The 19,278-nt window shown below is 49.4% G+C and carries 24 protein-coding genes; 7 read left to right on the forward strand and 17 right to left on the reverse strand.

Going from position 1 to position 19,278, the window contains the following annotated elements:
• Positions 1–123 precede the first annotated feature (123 nt).
• The 4 genes from IQ260_RS05065 to IQ260_RS05080 all read right to left on the reverse strand — a co-directional run bounded on the left by IQ260_RS05065 (position 124) and on the right by IQ260_RS05080 (position 3,267).
• Positions 124–1,224 (reverse strand): hypothetical protein, encoded by a 1,101-nt coding sequence (locus tag IQ260_RS05065; RefSeq protein ID WP_193991451.1) that lies wholly within the window; start codon positions 1,222–1,224, stop codon positions 124–126.
• 105 nt (positions 1,225–1,329) lie between these two features.
• Positions 1,330–1,815: a hypothetical protein gene (locus IQ260_RS05070; RefSeq protein ID WP_193991453.1), complete on the reverse strand. Its 486-nt coding sequence runs from the start codon at positions 1,813–1,815 to the stop codon at positions 1,330–1,332.
• Positions 1,816–1,856: 41 nt separating this feature from the next.
• Complete coding sequence (locus IQ260_RS05075; RefSeq protein ID WP_193991455.1) at positions 1,857–2,660, reverse strand: fimbrial biogenesis chaperone; 804 nt, start codon at positions 2,658–2,660, stop codon at positions 1,857–1,859.
• A 133-nt stretch (positions 2,661–2,793) separates the two neighbouring features.
• A complete protein-coding gene (locus IQ260_RS05080; RefSeq protein WP_193991457.1) occupies positions 2,794–3,267 on the reverse strand; it encodes a hypothetical protein in 474 nt (157 codons plus the stop codon).
• Between the two features lie 342 nt (positions 3,268–3,609).
• Between IQ260_RS05080 and clpP the strand changes: the two genes are divergently transcribed.
• The gene (clpP, locus tag IQ260_RS05085) at positions 3,610–4,212 is read left to right on the forward strand and encodes an ATP-dependent Clp endopeptidase proteolytic subunit ClpP (protein WP_193991458.1); all 603 of its coding nucleotides are present in this window, start codon (positions 3,610–3,612) and stop codon (positions 4,210–4,212) included.
• A gap of 1 nt (position 4,213) precedes the next feature.
• On the opposite strand, the gene IQ260_RS05090 is transcribed toward clpP, so the two are convergent.
• Positions 4,214–4,903 carry a hypothetical protein gene (locus IQ260_RS05090; RefSeq protein ID WP_193991460.1) on the reverse strand — a complete coding sequence of 230 codons (690 nt, stop codon included), beginning with the start codon at positions 4,901–4,903 and terminating at the stop codon, positions 4,214–4,216.
• A 132-nt stretch (positions 4,904–5,035) separates the two neighbouring features.
• Between IQ260_RS05090 and IQ260_RS05095 the strand changes: the two genes are divergently transcribed.
• Positions 5,036–5,806: a TerC family protein gene (locus IQ260_RS05095; RefSeq protein ID WP_193991462.1), complete on the forward strand. Its 771-nt coding sequence runs from the start codon at positions 5,036–5,038 to the stop codon at positions 5,804–5,806.
• A gap of 22 nt (positions 5,807–5,828) precedes the next feature.
• Here IQ260_RS05095 and IQ260_RS05100 read toward each other — a convergent pair whose 3' ends face one another.
• The 3 genes from IQ260_RS05100 to IQ260_RS05110 all read right to left on the reverse strand — a co-directional run bounded on the left by IQ260_RS05100 (position 5,829) and on the right by IQ260_RS05110 (position 9,202).
• The gene (locus IQ260_RS05100) at positions 5,829–6,698 is read right to left on the reverse strand and encodes a carbohydrate ABC transporter permease (RefSeq protein ID WP_193991464.1); all 870 of its coding nucleotides are present in this window, start codon (positions 6,696–6,698) and stop codon (positions 5,829–5,831) included.
• A complete protein-coding gene (locus tag IQ260_RS05105) occupies positions 6,695–7,774 on the reverse strand; it encodes a carbohydrate ABC transporter permease (RefSeq protein ID WP_228015572.1) in 1,080 nt (359 codons plus the stop codon). Before IQ260_RS05105 ends, IQ260_RS05100 begins: the two co-directional genes overlap by 4 nt.
• Before the next feature lie 147 nt (positions 7,775–7,921).
• Positions 7,922–9,202: an ABC transporter substrate-binding protein gene (locus tag IQ260_RS05110; RefSeq protein WP_193991468.1), complete on the reverse strand. Its 1,281-nt coding sequence runs from the start codon at positions 9,200–9,202 to the stop codon at positions 7,922–7,924.
• A 170-nt stretch (positions 9,203–9,372) separates the two neighbouring features.
• Between IQ260_RS05110 and IQ260_RS05115 the strand changes: the two genes are divergently transcribed.
• Positions 9,373–10,176 carry a M48 family metallopeptidase gene (locus tag IQ260_RS05115; protein ID WP_228015576.1) on the forward strand — a complete coding sequence of 268 codons (804 nt, stop codon included), beginning with the start codon at positions 9,373–9,375 and terminating at the stop codon, positions 10,174–10,176.
• A gap of 401 nt (positions 10,177–10,577) precedes the next feature.
• Here IQ260_RS05115 and IQ260_RS05120 read toward each other — a convergent pair whose 3' ends face one another.
• Both IQ260_RS05120 and IQ260_RS05125 read right to left on the reverse strand, forming a co-directional pair.
• Positions 10,578–10,841, reverse strand: a complete 264-nt coding sequence (locus IQ260_RS05120; RefSeq protein ID WP_193991472.1) for a Txe/YoeB family addiction module toxin — start codon at positions 10,839–10,841, stop codon at positions 10,578–10,580.
• On the reverse strand, positions 10,834–11,088 hold the full coding sequence (locus IQ260_RS05125) for a type II toxin-antitoxin system Phd/YefM family antitoxin (RefSeq protein WP_193991474.1): 255 nt from the start codon (positions 11,086–11,088) through the stop codon (positions 10,834–10,836). The genes IQ260_RS05120 and IQ260_RS05125 overlap by 8 nt, the downstream gene beginning before the upstream one ends.
• A gap of 166 nt (positions 11,089–11,254) precedes the next feature.
• On the opposite strand from IQ260_RS05125, the gene IQ260_RS05130 reads away from it, so the two are divergent.
• From IQ260_RS05130 to IQ260_RS05140, 3 genes are all read left to right on the forward strand, one after another.
• Positions 11,255–11,590 carry a DUF433 domain-containing protein gene (locus IQ260_RS05130; protein WP_193991476.1) on the forward strand — a complete coding sequence of 112 codons (336 nt, stop codon included), beginning with the start codon at positions 11,255–11,257 and terminating at the stop codon, positions 11,588–11,590.
• 3 nt (positions 11,591–11,593) lie between these two features.
• On the forward strand, positions 11,594–11,926 hold the full coding sequence (locus IQ260_RS05135; RefSeq protein WP_193991478.1) for a DUF5615 family PIN-like protein: 333 nt from the start codon (positions 11,594–11,596) through the stop codon (positions 11,924–11,926).
• A 274-nt stretch (positions 11,927–12,200) separates the two neighbouring features.
• Positions 12,201–12,581, forward strand: a complete 381-nt coding sequence (locus tag IQ260_RS05140; protein ID WP_193991480.1) for a leucine-rich repeat domain-containing protein — start codon at positions 12,201–12,203, stop codon at positions 12,579–12,581.
• A gap of 64 nt (positions 12,582–12,645) precedes the next feature.
• Here IQ260_RS05140 and IQ260_RS05145 read toward each other — a convergent pair whose 3' ends face one another.
• From IQ260_RS05145 to rplU, 7 genes are all read right to left on the reverse strand, one after another.
• Positions 12,646–13,002, reverse strand: coding sequence for a rhodanese-like domain-containing protein (locus tag IQ260_RS05145; RefSeq protein ID WP_193991482.1), 357 nt, complete (start codon positions 13,000–13,002; stop codon positions 12,646–12,648).
• A gap of 248 nt (positions 13,003–13,250) precedes the next feature.
• Positions 13,251–14,372 (reverse strand): site-2 protease family protein, encoded by a 1,122-nt coding sequence (locus IQ260_RS05150; protein ID WP_193991484.1) that lies wholly within the window; start codon positions 14,370–14,372, stop codon positions 13,251–13,253.
• Between the two features lie 231 nt (positions 14,373–14,603).
• Positions 14,604–14,906 (reverse strand): hypothetical protein, encoded by a 303-nt coding sequence (locus IQ260_RS05155; RefSeq protein ID WP_193991486.1) that lies wholly within the window; start codon positions 14,904–14,906, stop codon positions 14,604–14,606.
• Between the two features lie 263 nt (positions 14,907–15,169).
• Positions 15,170–15,676 carry a hypothetical protein gene (locus tag IQ260_RS05160; protein WP_193991488.1) on the reverse strand — a complete coding sequence of 169 codons (507 nt, stop codon included), beginning with the start codon at positions 15,674–15,676 and terminating at the stop codon, positions 15,170–15,172.
• 444 nt (positions 15,677–16,120) lie between these two features.
• On the reverse strand, positions 16,121–16,627 hold the full coding sequence (locus IQ260_RS05165; RefSeq protein ID WP_193991490.1) for a hypothetical protein: 507 nt from the start codon (positions 16,625–16,627) through the stop codon (positions 16,121–16,123).
• Between the two features lie 595 nt (positions 16,628–17,222).
• A complete protein-coding gene (gene rpmA / locus IQ260_RS05170) occupies positions 17,223–17,483 on the reverse strand; it encodes a 50S ribosomal protein L27 (RefSeq protein ID WP_193991492.1) in 261 nt (86 codons plus the stop codon).
• A 52-nt stretch (positions 17,484–17,535) separates the two neighbouring features.
• On the reverse strand, positions 17,536–17,904 hold the full coding sequence (rplU, locus tag IQ260_RS05175) for a 50S ribosomal protein L21 (protein WP_193991494.1): 369 nt from the start codon (positions 17,902–17,904) through the stop codon (positions 17,536–17,538).
• A 263-nt stretch (positions 17,905–18,167) separates the two neighbouring features.
• Between rplU and IQ260_RS05180 the strand changes: the two genes are divergently transcribed.
• Positions 18,168–19,169, forward strand: coding sequence for a GDSL-type esterase/lipase family protein (locus tag IQ260_RS05180; RefSeq protein WP_193991496.1), 1,002 nt, complete (start codon positions 18,168–18,170; stop codon positions 19,167–19,169).
• Positions 19,170–19,278 lie beyond the last annotated feature (109 nt).

The following is a 19,278-nucleotide window of genomic DNA, read 5'->3' on the forward strand; positions in this document are numbered from 1 at the left end:
GGAGGGTATTTAGAACATCGACGGAAAACACCTATCGGGATTCAAGTCCTTTGGAAAGGATGGGCAAAGTTACAGGGCCTGGTTGAAGGTTGGCAACTAGCGAACCAGACTTAATAGGAAAAGTCAGAGCTGCTGACGGGGGTTAAAGCCCCCCTTTCCCCGCTGTGCTGGAGGCTCGAAGCCCCAGCGCTGTATCAGGGTGGCTCCCCAATAGTCCCCTTGACCATGCCAGAACGTGGGCTGTGAACCGAGAGCATAATCTTGGTGTTCGTTATAGTTCAGGTACTGCAGCTCATCTAGATACCAGCTAGACCGATCGTCAATCTGGGGTTGTTCGATCTCGGCATACCAGGAGCCGCCAAAGGCGGTACCCACTGCGTTTAATCGTCCACGCCACGAGGTTGAGCCTGCACGACCCTCCTCAGCGATACGGCCTGACAGTGTGGTCTGTTGACCAATGCCACTCAGACTAAACGTATCTGAGGCGATCGTTGGCAGTCCCTCAGTGATAACAGCGGATTCAAGCTGCTGCCGCTGTTGACGAGGAGTCTCGGGAGGGTCAAATCGAATGGCATAGTTATTGGTGTCAAAGGTGGCTGGAATGCCAAGACGAGACTCAATTTCGGCAATAGAGAATACTAGACCCAGATCTGGGTCGATGGCCAACTCTGTGGGATTGATGCGGATAATGGAGACTTGCGATCGCAGCTCCCAGTCTCCGTTATCTAGAGTTGTCACCTGAATATTGAGCAGCTGCACCACATCATCAAATGGGATACGCCACTGTTCAAAAGCGACAGGATGTCCGCCTTCTTCTTGGCCTTTAATTAAAGCAACAACAGATGTCGTACTCCGGACATCTAACCCTACCGGAAAAACATCAAATTCACTTGTCGCTGAGTCTAAAGCTGTTGTTTTTTCAGCATCTATTATCTCCGACTCATCTGTATTGTTGCCAGCAGGAATTTCTAGTGGAGTACTTTCTGAATCTTTTGTAGGTATTTGAGCAGTTGTCTCTAGATCTTGTGGTGAGAACGCAGCTATCTCTGATTTCTGCGTGTCTAAATCGGCTAATTTCTTGACAGTTGCGGATAGTACTGAGGCACCACCGGGAATGGTGTGTATTTTCTCCTCAAACAGAACTTCAGCTCCGGCAGGAGAAGCAATTAGCATGAGCCAGCCTAGCACCAGCGCAGCGTGCAGCCGATGATACCAGAATGTCATCAAAATAATCTCTGCTCAGAAACGTCTGCGTCTAGAGTTCCCGAGCACGTAAGAACAACGATAATTATTTAATGCTGCTTTAAAGAGAAAATGAAAATAGCGCTGTTAGAGTGCAATTAGGGTAAGAACAACATCGTAGTTATACTGACCAGGGATAAATGGTGACGGTGACTCCACCCGAATACGGACCCCAAGATCGACTTCTCCTATCTCATTGATCAACAGAGGTACGCCACTGGGGACTTCGTTGGTGCCATCGCTGAGAAAGCTAGTGTACTGCGTTCCTTCGGGAGCGGGGGTGCCTCTGGGGATAGGCTCTGATGCCGTCACTGAGAGCGGACCAGATGTTTGCAGTCTGATAATGGTTGGTTCTAACGTTTCAATCAGTGTCGGTAATCCAGAACCTCCATTGTCTCCTCCAGAAGGGATGGGAGTTGGGGATTGTACAGTGTCTACAGATGTAACAGGTGCAATATTGCCAAAGAATTCAACATCAAGGGTTTGACTGTAGGCAGGAGAGGCATTGACCATAGCGATTCCCAAACTGGCACCTATGGCAGTTAGCCCTAATTGATAAATGTAATTAGGCACCGCTTATCTCTCCTTTACTAGTTATTTGTTGTTTGAGTTGATTACTGTATCGTCATTGGAACCGTAAATGACTGTTGCTGGTTGCTATCTCCATCTAGCCATGTAAGGGTGCCTGTCAGCTGATACTGACCGGGAGTAACCGTAGTCTCAGCATCCAGTGGCAGGCTGACTAGGCGAGTTTGTTGAGTAATGACGCTGGTGGCAGCGGTCTGTCCCTGGGCAATGGTTTTGTCCCCCTGGGTGAGCTGCCAGTCTATTTCTGGACGAGCCGAGGCCGTGCCGCTGTTCTCGACCAGTAGCTGGATTTGTCGTGGCTCCAGCTCCATCTGCGCCGATAAAGCGGTCAGACCTGGCGCTAGTTCTCCCTGACGAACATACACAGTTGCCCCAATGCGGGTCCGAAAAACTAATCCTCCGGCGCTATCATCTGTCGTCAGCGTCAACGGTTCTGCAAAGATAGCCGCTCGATATTCTCTTTCGGCCAGACTGGGGGGAAATAAACTAATCATTCGCACCCGTCTGACCTCGCCAGGGGCAATTTCTAGTTCCCGTGGTGAAAACTGCAGATAGGGGGACAGATCGCTAGGATCGCTAGCTAGCGTGGCAAACCCAGTGTCTTGTTCATAGGTAAAGGGTTCCGCATACATGCGAACGCGGACCGAATCTTCACTGGTATTACTCACCGTTAGGGTGCCTTGAGAACGGCCTCGAGCAGCCTCTGCTTCGATCACTAGGGGGGACAGCCCAATTTGTGCATGGGCCGCGTTGCCCATCATCAGACCTAGCCCTATCGCCCAGCCTGCCAGGTGTCTAACAGACCGGTGCCAAGACGAATGGATTCCCATAGTTTGTTGCGTTGTATGCATATGCAAGTCAGGTTAGCGTTGCAACCTAAGGCATTTTGCAGAGAATGCCCATAGTCCTAGCTAACCTGACCAACTAAACCTGATTAACTAACTGACAGGTGGTTTGATGTGTCTAGTTGGGTGTCGCCGTTAGCGTTACTTCAAACCCATAGTCACCGCTGGTAATCGGTGTCTCGCTCTCGAGATACATATCCACTTCCAGAAAATTAGGGCCATTGAAAACTTGTGCCATGTTGTTACCGGCAGGCCCGATTACTGTGCTTCCTCCTATGAGATAAGACTCGGCACTCATGAGTACCAGCTCAGGTCCTGCCGTTTGAACAGGCGCTGAGGCCGAGATCTCGGCAGGGGTGTTGCAGTCAGCTTCAACTTGGGCAAACTGTCCACCTTCAAACCCAGCAGCAATAGCATAGGAGTTGCTAAAATCACGAGCTAGCACACCAGGGGCAATGAGATTCAGGTTACAGCTCCCGTCGATGTTAGCCTCGAAGGGGACGACCAGGTCCTCTGCGGATGCCTTGGAGGCAGACACGGTGAAGGAGCTGAGTGCGATCGCAGTAGCCAGTAAAGCAGAACGACGAATCATAGTAATGGTCTCTCGGTAGTAGTCACTTCTGAAAACCGCATGTTGGACAGCGCCGCTTCGAGCGCAGTATTCATGCTTATGTCAAAAGTACAAATTTCCTGCTCTAAATGGCTTGAGAAGGACTACGGAACTCGGCTTTAAGCATCAGTAAACTCACTGGGGACATTACGGAAATATGCACTATCACCTGTCGGTATAAATCTCACCTAGATGAGCCTCTGACCTGGTGTGAGTGTGGCCAGAATAATAAACACAGTTGGGTTATCCGTACCCCCCCATTGCCCCATCTAAGTCTGTACAATCGATAGAAGCAAGCAAAAGAACCCATACACTTAGGCCCTTATGATTCCTACCGTTATTGAGCAGTCGGGTCGCGGTGAACGCGCCTTTGATATTTACTCCCGCCTTTTACGGGAACGCATTGTATTTTTGGGCCAGCAGGTGACGGCTGAGTCATCCAATCTGATTGTGGCGCAGATGCTATTTCTAGAGGCCGAAGATCCAGAGAAGGACATCTATCTGTATATCAACTCCCCTGGGGGTTCGGTGTATGACGGCCTGGGCATTTTTGACACCATGAACCACATTAAGCCAGATGTCTCCACTATCTGTGTTGGCCTGGCTGCCAGTATGGGGGCTTTTTTGCTTAGTGCGGGGACCAAGGGTAAGCGTATGAGTCTGCCTAACTCACGCATTATGATTCATCAGCCATTGGGTGGCGCTCAGGGACAGGCTACTGATATTGAGATTCAAGCTAAGGAAATTCTCTATATCAAGAAAACATTGAATGATGCCCTGGCTGAGCATACCGGACAGCCCCTTGAAAAAATTTCAGAAGACACTGAGCGGGATTTCTTTATGTCTCCCAGTGAAGCCGTTGAGTACGGTCTCATCGATCAGGTGATTGACCGCCATGCCATCGGCGGTAGACCCACGGCTGTCTAAATCAGCCCATACTTGGGGTTGTCTGGGACTCTAGATAGAGTAAAAACGTGAGGAGTTCTTCATCCGTCAGCTGCTGGCGGGAGCGCTTGTTAAACGTTTTTTCCAGATAGGTACGCCCCTGAAGACTGCTCCAGCCAAGACGAGCCATTTCAACATCGGTCTGGGCGATGATATCCGATAGGTCTACGGGGCTGCTGTCGTCAAAGTTTTCGATGGCGGCCGCCGCTAGGGACGAGGCAGGTACCTCAGACGGAGCTGGAGCTTCCTCGGGGGCGATGCTATCAATAGGGCGTCCCATATCTTCGCTGTCGTGCTCTCCAGTTTCAGCGTCTGCTAAATCGTCTGTTTTATCAGGAGCCTGAATAGGCGGCTCTATGGCTGTTTCTTTAGTGGGTGGAGAGACTGTCTTAGTTGTCGGTATGTCTGGTTTGGCGTTGGCTGATTTGACGGCGGCCTGCTGCGGGGCCTCTGCGGCTTGCCCAAACCCGAGTAGGGCTAATACTCTAGCTTTAGCGTGATCATCAGCTACCGTTAAGTTGGTATCTGCTGCTAGGGCTGTGGCGACTATCTGCTCGTCGATACTAACTGTGGCTTTGACTAAGTATTGCTCAGCGTGGGTATTGAGGAGTTCGGTGGTTAAACTGCCGTTGGCATACTGGTGACGAAATTGAGCAAATAGTGTGGAGATCACGGGCAGTCGGGAAATCAGTTTCCCTGATGAGTATGGGCGGTGAATTGTATCCGATCTATTCTAAACAAGGGTGTCCCTGGTCTTGGTTGCTGACAAAATGTTTATTGTAAGGATCGCGAATTGTAGGGCTAAATGTTAGATCAGTTACTTGAATGGTCCCCTAACCTAGGTCTGGATACGCTACTTTTATTGCCAGTACTGATCGCGTTGGAGGCGGTACTGTCAGCGGATAATGCGATCGCACTGGCCGCCATTGCCCAAGGCCTCGAATCAGAACAGCAGCAGCGGCGAGCCTTAAACTTCGGCTTGGTTATTGCCTTTGTGCTGCGCATGACTCTGATCTTGACGGCCAGCTGGGTATTAAAGTTCTGGCAGTTTGAAGTGGCGGGCGCGGCCTATCTACTGTGGCTGGTGTATCAGCACTTTAGCAGCAGTGAGGGGGATGACGAGCAGCACCACGGCCCTAAATTTGCCTCTCTGTGGCAGGCCATCCCGATTATTGCGTTTACAGACCTGGCGTTTTCATTAGATAGCGTTACTACGGCTATTGCCTTGTCCGACGAAGTGGCGATTATTCTGCTGGGCGGCACCATTGGGATTATTGCCCTGCGGTTTATGGCCGGATTGTTTATCCGCTGGCTCGATATTTATATTCACCTTGAAGATGCGGGGTTTGTCACTGTTGCCTTTGTGGGGCTGCGGCTGCTGATTCGGGTGATTAACGAAAGCTGGGTGCCGCCGGACTGGGCCATGGTGGCTCTGATTGCTGCTATCTTTGCCTGGGGTTTTTCGAAAAAGGTGCAGACCTCAGTGGAAGCAGATGTGGCGCAGTTAAATGTGCCGGTGATTACGACAGTTGATGCGGCTGAAGATGAAGCCGATAAGGTTTTGAGTGGTGAGTAGGACTGGTAAGTCTGGTCAAGAACTAGCCTTTTACCGAACCTGCTAATAGCCCCCGCACAAAGTAACGCTGGAGGGCAAAAAATACCGCTAGCGGTACCACCATGGAGACAAAAGCTCCAGCGGTCAGTAAATGCCAGTCTTGGCCCCGGTCGCCCACCAGGTTGCGCAGCACCAGGGTGACCGGGGCTACGTCTTGGTTACCCCCCAGATATACCAGGGCCACTAGCAGGTCGTTCCAGACCCAGAGAAACTGGAAGACAGCAAAGGATGCGATCGCAGGCATCGACAACGGCACAATCAGCCGCATAAAAATCTTCAGATGGGAGGCTCCATCCACCGCCGCTGCTTCGATCAGGTCCCGTGGCAGTGAACCAATGTAGTTGCGCAACAGATAGATACCCAAGGGCAACCCATAGCCGGTGTGGGCCAGCCACACCGCCAGAAAGCTGCCGGACAACCCCAGGCTGTTGTAGGCCCGCAGCACCGGAATCAGCGTCATCTGTAAAGGCACCACCAGCAGACCCACAATGGCGACAAACAGCGCCTGTCGTCCAGGAAACTGCATCCAGGCCAGGGCGTAGGCGGCAAAAGTGGCAATGGAAATGGGAATGACCGTGGCGGGGATGGCAATGACCAGGCTGTTTAGAAATGCCTGACCCATTCCCTGGCTAGCGATCACGTCGATATAGTTACCAATGTGAAACTGGGCTAGGTCAAAGGGATGTTGGAAAACGGTCCACCAGCCATTTTGTAGCAGGGCATCTTTACGACGAAACGAGCTGATGAGCAGTCCGGCGGTGGGTAGGGTCCAGAGCAGTGCGATCGCAACCACCGCCGTATGCAACGGTAGCCTCTCAAACCAGGCCGGAGTTGATGTCCGAGCAATTTTCATCGGTTAGCCTCCTGCTGGGTAAAGCGACGAATGTTGGTCACCATCACCGGAATCACTGCTATCAGTAGCACCGTAGCAATGGCGCTGCCGCGACCAAAGTTTCTAAAATTAAACATTTCCTTGATCATGCGGCTAGCAATCACATCTGTATCCAGGTTGCCGCCGGTCATGACATAAACAATGTCAAACACCTTGAGCACGGCGACCACCACCGTGGTGGTCACCACCGTAATCGTCGGCATAATCATGGGAATAATGATGCGCCGAAAGATCTGAAATTCATTGGCCCCATCAATGCGGGCCGCTTCGATCACATCTTTGGGAATGCCCTTCACCGCCGCCGACAGCAGCACCATACAAAACCCCGTTTGCAGCCAAATCATGATGGCAATCAGGGCCAGGGTATTGAGGGGGAGCAGCGTGGGTAGTGGTGTCAAATTCTCCACCCCCAGACCCGACCACAGGGGCTCTAGCAATCCATCCCGTTCGATGAGCCAGCCCAGGGGATCTAACCCCACTGTCTGCCGTACGGCGTTGAGTAAGCCAATCTGGTCGCTGCCCGCTGGCTTAAAGGCATAGATAAACCGCCAAATGACGCTGGCCCCCACAAAGGAGATGGCCATGGGTAAAAAGATCAGCGACTTAGCCGCCGCCTCGTACTTTACCCTGTCTACCAGCACTGCAATAATCAGCCCTAAACCGACGCTCAGACCCGATACCAGCACCAGCCACAGCAGGTTATTGCGAAAGGCAATAATCATGTCAGGGTTGGTCAGGGCAAATACATAGTTTTTGAGACCGACAAACTTCTCTGAACGGTTGTCAAAAAAGCTGATATATAGCGTCTGCAGCGTTGGTAGGACCAGATATGCTGTCAGCATTAGCACCGCTGGTCCCATGTATACCCAGGGAAGGAGCCGATCTTTCCAGGGACGCGGGAATCGTTCTACCAGGAGATTGAGACCATAGAAAATGGCAAAGGTACCGACGGAGCCAAGTGCGATCGCAACCACCGCCGTCAACACCCGCAGTAGGTTGGGTTGAGCCCCCGCGAAACCCAACAATCCAAACCCCATCAAATCCATTGCCTCATTCCCTATGAAACCCCATCAACTCACATTCCATCAATATCTAAGAGATATCTCTGAAAGCGTTAAATTCTGGAAAGCAAGTTGGGTTTCGCGAGCTTAACCCAACCTACGATGATGTCGATTAAAGCACGATTATTCTGGCCAACTCGCCTCAATCGTATCCAGCACCTCTTCCACTGGCTCGCCCGCCACATATTCCACCACACCGGACCAGAAGGTACCCGTACCCACAGCCCCCGGCATCATATCCGATCCATCAAACCGAATCGTCTCCGCATTTCCTAAAAACTCAGCCTGCTTTTTACTCAACGCATCCGGATACGCCTCCAAACTCACCTGCTTGTGGGGCGATAAAAAGCCCCCCAAGCCGGCCCAAATTTCATGGGGTTCCGGCGTCGCCAAATACGCCATCAGTGCCTGAGCCTCAGGCGTGTTGTTAAACATGCCAAACGCATCCCCAGCCACTAAAACCGGCGTACCATAGGCCGGGTCAATACCCGGCAACAAAAAGATATCCACCTCTTTTTCTAAGTTCACTTCCTCCGGAAAGAAACTGGCAATAAAGTTAGCCTGGCGATGCAAATAGCAGGTAGGGCTATCACCAAACAGTCCCTGGGGGGCATCACCAAAGGGGGTACTGATGGCACCCACTGAGCCACCCACCACATAGTTCTCATTCAAGACAATCTCGCCAAACTGCTCAAAGGCCGTTTGGACCGCACCGTCATTAAACGGAATTTCATGGGTAATCCACTGGTCATACACCTCTGGCCCGGCGGTGCGTAGCATGATGTCTTCAATCCAATCAGTCCCTGGCCAGCCCGTTGCTTCACCACTCTCTAACCCGACACACCAGGGCATTGCCCCAGCATCAACAATCTGGTCGCTCAGTGCCAGCATTTCATCCCATGTGGTCGGTACTGTAAACCCTTGGGCTTCAAACGCTTTAGGGTTGTACCACACCAAGCTCTTTACCGAAGCCCGATACCAAATTCCATAGATACTGTCATCAAACGTACCCAACGATAGCCAGGTTTCTGGATAGGCGTCTGACAGAGTAGCCTCGTCCATAAACTCTGTTACCGCCACCATTTGCCCAGCCTCAGCAAAACTTGCCATCAGTCCCGGCTGAGGAAACATGGCAATATCTGGCGCATCGCCTGACTCTACCCTGACCGGCAGCAACGTCGCGAAGGAGTCAGTGCCCTCATAGATCACATTAATCCCTGTTTCCTCTTCAAAGGGCTGGAGGGCTGCTTCCAATTTTTCCTGCTGTTCGCCAACCACCACGCCAAGGATAGTCACCGTTTTTTCAGCACTCTCCGATGCCCCATCGCCTCCACCACCATCACAGGCACTCAACAGTAGTAATGCCGCTACCGATAGCCATAGTCGCGTTTTCAATTGGGCCATTTTCAAAGAATCCGATTATAAAACAGCAATTTTCTTTGTTCACATCGTATCAAGGCGCATGGGCAATGGTTAGTAGAACGGGCAATAACCGTAGGCGTAGCCCATGGGACCATTACCTGGAATCAAGGCTAAAAGAAGCCCTTGGTGAATAGATTCCTTCAGTTAAACTGATGAGAGCCCAAATGGAGTTTGCTGCCTTGACCATGGCGCAGTTAGACCTGTTCCCATCCTCCGTGCCACCCACCGACTTTGACTATACCGTCCGCACAAGTAAGCGGGCTAAGCACGTATCTATCAAAATCGCGGTAGATGGCTCTGTCGAAGTAGTCGTTCCACCAAGATACAACTGTAAAAAGCTGCCGGGGCTGATAGCCAAATGGCAAGACTGGATTCTAAAAAATCGCGCTCGGTTGCTGAGCGAACGCCAAGATACAGTCACTGATTGGCAAATGAGCCAGCCTGAAAAACTTGAACTCCGGTGGCAGACTCCCTTAGCACAGGCTGAGCCGAGCGAAGTTTGGCAGGTGAGCTACGAGGCTGATTCCGGACCTATGTTCTGTATTCCAGTGCCAGGAAACAATCTAAAGATTCGAGGTAACGTAGAGCATTTGCCCTCGTGCAATCAGGTACTGCGCGACTGGTTGGGGCACAAGGCCCATCGGGAGCTAGTCCCGTGGTTACGTCAGCTGAGTTTTGACCTAGATTTGCCATTTAAGAAGCCTGCGGTACGAGGCCAAAAAACGCTCTGGGCCAGTTGCTCTAGCAATAAAAACATTAGTCTCAACTACAAGCTGCTGTTTCTGCCCAAAGAAATTGTGCACTACGTGCTGGTACATGAACTATGCCATACGGTGCACATGAATCATTCCCAAGCATTTTGGCAGCTAGTGGGTGAAAAAATGCCTGATTTTGAGCCTTATCGCAAGATACTTAGGAATGGGTGGAAATACGTACCTCGTTGGGTAGAAAGCTGACAGTTTCTCCGCCATTTTACGGAATTTACGGACGCCATACTTGTGGACAGTAAGATAGATTGTATGTTTAAGTAGACCAGCTTGGGGCTGTAGCTCAGCTGGATAGAGCAACCGCCTCCTGAATATCGGGCACCGTGCGGGGAAACCCCATGTGTGAATGTAGTCAAATTCGGTGAAACCTACGAGGACCTGTCCTTACGGCAATACCGAGCCAAGCCAGATTTTCACTTCTGGAAGGTGTAGAGACTAGACGGCTACCACCTACGGGACACGTTCCTACGGTGAAGGTATAGTCCAGAGAGTGGGGAAACTCACACCAATCTGAAGCGGTAGGTCGCGCGTTCGAATCGCGCCAGTCCCGTAATCAAAAATCACCCCACAGTTTATCCAAAGCTGTGGGGTTAATAATGATAGCGACAAGCAATAATCGTCAGATAATCGTCATCTACAGCGTAGACGAGGCGATTGGTATCGCCGATGCGTCGTGACCAGAATCCGGATAGGTTTTCTTTCAGGGGCTCTGGTTTGCCGATACCTTCGAAAGGTTGCTTTTTGGTCTCTTTGATCAATTTGTTAATTCGTTTCAGAGTCTTTTTATCTTGACTCTGCCAGTAGATGTAGTCTTGCCAGGCTTCATAAGTCCAGGCTAGCTTTCGATTACTCATCAATGAGTTCTTTCTCTGTCACCCGACCCTGTTTGTATTGAGCAATAGAACGCTCCAAGTGAGCTGCATTTGCTGGGGACTTTAACAAGTGAACGGTTTCCAGCAGACTGTTGAAATATTCAAGAGACATGACAACAGCATCGTCAGCATCGCGACGGGTAATAACGGTATAGTCCATGTCATTGACTACGCGGTCCAGTATGGTTTTTAGCTTATTTCTGGCTTCACTAAAGGTAACTATATTCATAGCTAATCTGTACCATTACTTGTACAAGTATAGCCATAACAGTTGACGTATAAGTGATGAAATCGCATCATCCTAAGCTTCATATCCAACCCTATCCAGTGGTGAATCGATGTGAGCTATAGGTGTGAGCTAAGATTACAGAATGGTTTACAACTTTGCATAGGCTATGAGCATTCGTGATCTTGAGGCTCGGCTTTTGTCCCTTTCTCCAATCGATAAATTAGAGGCGATTCAACTCCTTTCTCGTAGCCTGGGCAATAACTGGCGCGGTATTAGGAAAACCCCTGGAGTTTGTGGTGGTGAGGCTTGTATTGAAGGGACTCGAATTCCTGTATGGGTCCTGACGAGTTACCGTCAGCTGGGTGTGAAAGATTCTGATCAACTTTACAACTACCCGACTCTTACAGCTTTAGACTTAGCCAACGCTTGGACCTATGCAGCAGCAAATCCAGAAGAGATTGAAGCCGCCATTCAGGCCAATGACGACGACATGGACGAGTAGCACATGGCTGCACTGTATGCGAACGAGCAGTTTCCGCGTCGTGTTGTTGAGTTTCTCCGTAGCCTTGATCATGATGTATTGACCGTGCAGGAAGCAAACAACCGTGGCTTATCGGATGATCAGGTTTTGGCATTTGCTACGTCAGAAAATCGCGCTGTTTTGACGCTAAATCGCAAGGATTTTATCAAGCTTCATCGTGCAAATAGTGATCATGCAGGAATTATTGTCTGTTCTAGAGATGATAACTGGCAGCGACAGGCTGATCGTATTCACAAAGCGGTTAGCCTGTTTGATAGCTTGAATAGTCAGTTGGTTCGTGTAAACAAGCCTGAATAAGCTGAGACTGTGCTTCTCATTAAAAAGTTCAGAGATTTCTAGCAGCTCTATTACAGGACGAGTATCTTGGTAGCGATGCTGAGCAAAATCGTCTATGTTGTCAAAATTGCGCAGTTTTTTGCCTAGCCCTAAAGGATTACGAAAACTACAGACTGCTAAAGCTAAACTGAATTTGAGCTTTACGGCAATTGCTAAGGAAGCTGGTGTAAGTGCAAATACCGTCAGTTGATTGTTTCATCCTGGTCAAGGCAAACGGTTAAGTAAATCTAGTCTCGTGGCTATTGCCCAAGTGTTGAAGATTAGTCCGGAAGAGATTGTTTATGAGACATATGCTTTAGTTCTTGACGATGGGCAATTCGAGGCTCAATGGCGAATTCAATCAATTATCAAGAACAAGGCTACGGAGCTAAATTTATCAGGGTTAGGACTAACAACGTTGCCCAGAGAATTGAGATATTTTGTCAACTTAACTCGACTTGATCTCTCCTCAAATCAGCTTACCTCGGTACCCAAAGAGTTATGTCAGCTTACCAACCTGACTCGACTTGATCTCTCCCAAAATCAGCTCATCTCAGTACCCAAAGAGTTAGGTCAGCTCACCAACCTGACTTGGCGGCTGGATGAGATCGCTAATTTGTGGCTTAAAAACCTGTAACCAAAGAGAATGTAGCAGAGCCTTTTGTCAGAAAAACTCTGCTGCATAGGCTTCTACGAAAGATTTAGCACCCTTCTGTTGCACCATCAGCGGCTTGCCAAGCGCCTAGACCACCCATCAGTTCAGCAACATTTTTATAACCAGCCTCACGCAGTGCAGCTGCAGCCTGAGCTGTGACGTCATCAGTACCGCCATAGACATAAATATCGCGCTCAGTCTCAAGACTTACAGAAGCACGAGCAACAAGTTCATCCATGGGCATAGAAATAGCGCCTGAAATACGACGCTCGTTGAAAAGGCTTCTATCTCTAACATCTACAATCGTTAGAGCAGGTTCACCCCAATCAAGACGGTCCTTTAGGTCAAACACAGTCGAAACATGCTGGAGCGGTTTAGGGGTGGGAAAAAATATGGCCGACATGGTGGGTTGTGGACAGCATTATCATGCTGTTATGAGAAGCTACTTGTGCATTGTAACGAAATCTAAATTAAATGTAATTTATATTCCATGACAATTGATGTGGCCATAGCAGTCTCAAAAAAATGTTTGTGCTTTCGAGGCTGGTAGATATGGGGTCGCTAAAAAGGCCGAACAGTCTTAACTGTCCGGCCTCAGGTTATTCAAAAGAGATTATCCAAACCGTAATGCTTCGCTTCAGCTTGAGCGCTCTATGCCGGTTGAGCCTTTTGCTGTAAAAGGTTGATGATTTCAGCTTTCTCTAGAAGGCCAACCAGTGTGCCATTTTCTGTGGTTACCGCTAGTGCCTGAGTTCCTTGCTTCTCCAATTGTTGGATGACATCTAGTAACGGTCTGTCAGCTTGCACTCTGGTCTCTTGCTCAATGGGTTTGAGAAAATCTTGTACCTGATAGGCTGACCACTGGTCTGAGGGAACTGTTTTGAGTGTCTCTAGCTCGATACTCCCCATTAACCGCTCGTCATCAGCTTTGACTAAGAAGCGACGCCACGGTCTGTTGCTATTAGAAACAATCACTGTATCTGCTAAATCGCGTAGCGTACTGTCAATACCAATAATGGGACTATGTTCGAGGACAGCATCAGCGGCGGTTAGCCCTGACAAGGTTTCTTGAACCGTGGCTGATTGTGCCGACCGACCTGCATTTTGCAGGATGAACCAGCCAATAATCAATGTCCAAAAGCTACCAATGTTGGAAAGTCCTAAAATAGCCAGCGTTCCTAGCCCAATGGCCGACCAGCCAATGATTTGGCCTGTACGACTGGCCCAACGAATCCCCCGATAACGATTGCCAGAAAGTTTCCAGACAATGGCTTTGAGGACGTTACCGCCATCTAGAGGCAGCCCTGGAATCATATTGAAGGTGGCCAAAATGAGGTTGATATAGGCGAGCAAACCAGTCACGGCAGCGATGGGGCCAGTGACCAGACCGCTACTGGCTACCAGGGTTAGAAGGGCAAACAGTGCCAAGCTTACTAGAGGACCTGCGATCGCAATCCAAAACGCGCCAGCCGGTGTCTTAGCCTCATCATCTAAACTGGCCAACCCACCAAACAGAAAGAGCGTAATAGAGTTGACGCTAATACCCTGCTGCCGAGCGGCAAAACTATGGCCCAGCTCATGGAGCAGCACAGAGCCAAACAAAAGAAGACCTGCTACTAATCCCAGTACTAAGGCTCCACCTCCCAGCCAGGGAAACTGTGCCGCCAGCCCGCCGCCAAAGTTTAGGGTGGTGAGGGCTAAAACAAAAAACCAAGAAATATTGATAAAGAAAGGAATACCAAAAAGATTCCCAACTCGAAGATTACCGTTCATATCGGTCTCCATTCACATAATTGGAGCTGGATAATGAAGGTCTTCGATGCTTGTTTGAAAACGTGTTAAAGAAGAAGTTTATTTCCAGCTCATCCCAATTGTAACGAACTGTAAATATTAGCCCATCGTTCTAAGGTGGTAATAGCCGCCCGTCAATTAGTTCGGTCTGTAAATCCTTTGTCGCCTAAGCTAAAGCTGCACAGGCCCATTCAGATAAAAACGATCTAGCGTCTACAGTAGTGCATTTAACTGCTGCACCTGCACATCCTGCCGCTGCTTTAGAATGCGTCGATAAGCATCAACCAACGACGTAGCTAATTGCCTTTCAACCAAAGTCGCCTCGTCTCGAGACTGACAAGGCGACGCCAGTAAGGGCTGCACAGTTGGCTGCAAAAAGGTGCTACTCAGTTCAGTAAAAAGAGCTTCATCCCAAACCAGATCTGCCTCATACGCTTCAGGGGCGACCGTGAGATTGGCCTTGGCCACACAGCGAATCACACTGCGCAGTGGATAAAAAAGACTCTGGGATTCCATGGCTAAATCTTGAGAAAATCTAAAGACGATACTGGATTGGTGTGCAGTATACGTCTCTATTTTTCCCTTTGCAAACTTCTTTTTTAAGATGCCCGTGGATGATGCCAGAACTGTGCCAACATGCTGCTTGATAGCGTAGATGGTGCAGGTCTCAGGACCATCCACATTTACCTATAAATACAAGAAAAGCTGGTGAAATATTTCACCAGCTCAAACGCCATGAACGATAGGGGCCGACTGTTAATAACAGCGGCAGGAATGACTTAGGCAGGGTAAATCTGCAGCAGTTTACCCGCCAGATAGCCATACCCTAGAACGGGCTGGCTGCACTTGTTCTTCACAGGACCTACTTTTGCAACTGCCGCGACGCCGTAGAGGCCAGCGGTGAGTTCGATACCCGCAGGGGTGCCTTCCCACTTCACTTCGTACTCGTACGTGTCTTTCTGGGTGTAGATGACAGCTTCTACATCTGTCTCAGCGGCTTTACCCCCGATGCCTTCGAAGGCAAAGTGGACGTTAACTTCAGTGCCTAGACACATTAGCAGGGACGTCAAAGGGCTCTTGTTGAACTTGACAGTCAAGCTCACGGAGAACGCCTCGTTGTCAGCAACAATGTAAGGCGAATCAGAAGGGGCAACGGCAAACCCATCTTTAGACTCATCGCCACCGCTGGCGATGGTCAATGCGCTCATTTCAAAAAACGTAGGACCAAGAATGTTCTTGGAGTAGGTCTCAGTAGCAGAATATTGAGTCAATGGTTGAGCAGGCATTTTGTTTTCCTAATAGTATTAGTTAGTGTTCTGAATCTCTAATTAGAACTAACCTGGATGAGGTGTAGTTCAAGTTAGCTACTCAGCACATTTACATGATGGTTGATTGGCTTTTTAAGGCCATCCCCCACAGGGGTACTATTTAGAATTCATGAATTTATAGGTGATTTAATTAGTATTTATTGAATGAATTTAGACTTTGGTAGTCGAGACCAATTGATTAGAGCTAAATAGTGCCTAAACGGCTTTATTTTTGCTCCCATTTTCTGATAAAAATCCCCCAGGATTGGGGTATTTAGGGGGGCAGCCAGAATATTTGATACTTTTCATACAACCTCTCAAAAAAAGCTGGTGGAGCATACTCCACCAGCTGTGTCACTATGGGTTGGTCACTATCGGCTGATTGCTAAGTGTCTAGCTTTGCTAACTAAGGTTTGCCTTGGGTTAGGCAGGGTAAACCTGCAGCAGCTTGCCGGCTAGGTAGCCATAGCCGATGATCGGCTGGCTGCACTCATGCTTAACAGGACCTACCTGAGCAACGGCGGCAACACCGTAGAGGCCAGCGGTCAGGTCAGCATCTTCAGGAGTACCTGTCCACTTCACTTCGTACTCGTACATATCCTTCTTAGTACAGATGATGACTTCAAGATCTTCCTCAGATGCTTTGCCACCGATACCTTCAAAGGCGAAGTGAACGTGAACTTCAGTGCCTAGACACATCAGCAGGGATGTCAAAGGGCTCTTGTTAAACTTGACAGTCAAGCTAACGGAGAACTCTTCGTTGTCAGCAACGATATAAGGCGACTGAGAAGGAGCCACCTGGTGAGGCGGTAACGGAATACCAGCCGTGCCAGCGAGGCTTAAACCACTCATTTCAAAAAAAGCGGGACCAAGAATGTTCTGGGAGTAGGTTTCAGTTGCCGAATATTCAGTCAATGGTTGAGCAGGCATTGTTTTAACCTCATATGTGTTTTAATGGCTGAATTACTAATAGAAACTCGCTTTTTTGTTGGAGTTTTTATTATGTTTTCATCAGCGCATTTACATCATGCGGCTTTAGCTAAAACTCGCCATCACCCTGCTGGGTAATATCAGTAACTAAGATGATTTATGTGAGCTGAGCATCGGGTTTAGATGCCATTTGAGCTGTTGTTAGTGATAGTAATACCTCTTTTTTGAAATGCCTGAGGTATTGTAATCAGGGGCAAGATTCATGACTTCAATTGGTAATGCTCTGGGGCGACTACTCTATTCGTTTCGAGCGTCGAGCACAGCTAGCTGAGGCGAAACGAATGCCTCGCCAGCGTTCTCTCGTATCCTGTTCAGGCAACAGACGTTAATACCCCCCATTTGGGAGATTGTTTGTTTACTAGCAAAGCTTGGAGTTTGCTGCAAACCATGAAAAAACGCCTTAGCGGTTAGGCTAAGGCGTTTTTATGAGTCAGCGCCCCCTGAGCGGACTCGAAGGGGACACTGACTCGGAAAGTTGACTTCGACTCCGCTCAGCCAACAATATCTTTGCGATAATTACTCTTTGGGTAAAATCCTAAGCCGTTGCTGGATAAACGCTTACTTTTTTCCGATTCTTACCCTTGCGCTCAAAGGTGACTACCCCTTCAATCAAAGAGAATAGAGTATCGTCACTGCCGCGTCCTACATTTTCTCCAGGGTGGTACTTGGTGCCCCGTTGGCGAATGATGATGTTGCCTGCAATCACTGATTGACCACCATACTTTTTGACGCCTAGGCGTTTTGCATTTGAGTCGCGACCGTTGCGCGTACTCCCTGTACCTTTCTTATGAGCCATGACTTAAAATCTCCGTGCCTGCTTGATTATAGTCTGAATAAACTAGCGCGTTCTATTCCTCTTCGCCAGCGTCCTCAGAAACTTCTGCCGCTGTAAGTGTTTTACCACCGACATTGATAGACTCGATCATCAGACGCGTCAGTTCCTGACGGTGACCACGCTTTTTACGGGTCTTTTTCTTGGGCTTCATCTTATAGACGATGACTTTTTTGCCCCGCAGGTGACGCATGACCGTACCGGTGACGCTAGCTCCGTCTACGATGGGCTGACCAATGCTAGTATCATCACCGTCATTGACGAGTAAAACTTTATCAATAGTGATGCTGGCGTCTTCATCCACTGCCAGACGATTAATGTCGTAAAAGCGACCGGGCTCAACCTTAAGCTGAGTGCCACTCGCTTCAATAATTGCGTATGCCATTGATTCTCCCTTGCCGTACAGGTAGCACCATTGCTTCAAACCTGATCCGAGCAGATTTTTTGCACAGACACTAATCATCGTTAATTTGGGTGGTTACTGTCAAGGGGAATTTAGTGAGTTGTATGGGATCAAGGTCTTTCCGAAACTTTTTACAGTTTTTGATATATCCGACCTAGAACAGTTTCGTCCTGATTTTTCAGAGTCCGAACGTCTTATGGATCTAGATCATGTGGTCTGTCCATAAGAGAGGAAAATTCGGGCATATGTCAGATTTACTGATGTTGATGGCTCAGCTGACTGCTCCAGAGCCGCTGCAGGGGCCTAACCCGGACGTTGAAATTGCGCAGAAAGCAGCGGTGGATGCGTCTAATCAAATTGAGCAGGTTGTGCCCGAACCTCTGGGGGATATGACGCTGATGCCCGAATTTTCGAGGGAAGTTGCGGCTCGACGCCAGCAGCTTTTACGTCTGCAACAGACGGTGCCCCGCCGTCCTGAGCCAACTGCGTTTGCAACGACGCCTCGAGCCCTAGAGGTGGCTCGCCGTCAGATAGCGGTTACACCGGGTCCCAAGCCAGCCAGCGGACCTCAGCTGTTTGAGCAGCGCTGGGCAGCGTTGCAGTCTGGCTCCCTCTATACGCGCATATCGTCGGATAGTTTCCATAGTCAGTGGTCCAAGGCTACCTATCAGCCCTCCTATGAGGAATGGCAGGGGTTGTTGAAGCGGGAGGCCAATGCGATCGCAGCCGGCCAGGGCAGTAATCGACTCACCGTGGTCATCGGCGATTCATTAAGCATGTGGTTGCCGCCCGAGCTATTACCTCGCGATCGCTTTTGGCTTAACCAGGGCATCTCTGGCGATACCACCGGGGGCATTTTGCAGCGGCTTTCGGCCTTTGCCAATACTAACCCCGACACCATTCACCTGATGGCAGGCGTCAACGACCTCAAAAACGGAGCCAGCGATCAGGAAATCTTGACCAACCTCCACCAAATTATGGCGCGGCTGCGGCAGCAACATCCCGCCGCCCGTATTGTCGTACATTCCATTTTGCCAACCCGCTGGGAAAATATCCCCGGCCAGCGAGTTCGCAGTCTCAATGCCCAGATTGCACAGCTGACCGACTACCATCAGCTAGATTATTTAGATCTCCACCCTAGTTTTAGTAACGACACAGGCAATCTTCGCAAAGAACTCACCACCGATGGTTTACACCTAAACCGCTTGGGATATCAGGTCTGGCAGCTAGCCCTGTTAGAGGTTTAAGGGGGCTTGGGTCAGAGACATCGAACCTAGAGACGTACAATGGCGCTTTCCAACTGAGCGATCTGCCCCGTAGAATATAGGGCCAAGGTCAAATTCATAAGCAAGTGCC

Origin of the sequence: Leptolyngbya cf. ectocarpi LEGE 11479, from assembly GCF_015207065.1 — a bacterium.
In the GTDB taxonomy this organism is placed as follows: Bacteria; Cyanobacteriota; Cyanobacteriia; order Phormidesmidales; family Phormidesmidaceae; genus Leptothoe; species Leptothoe ectocarpi.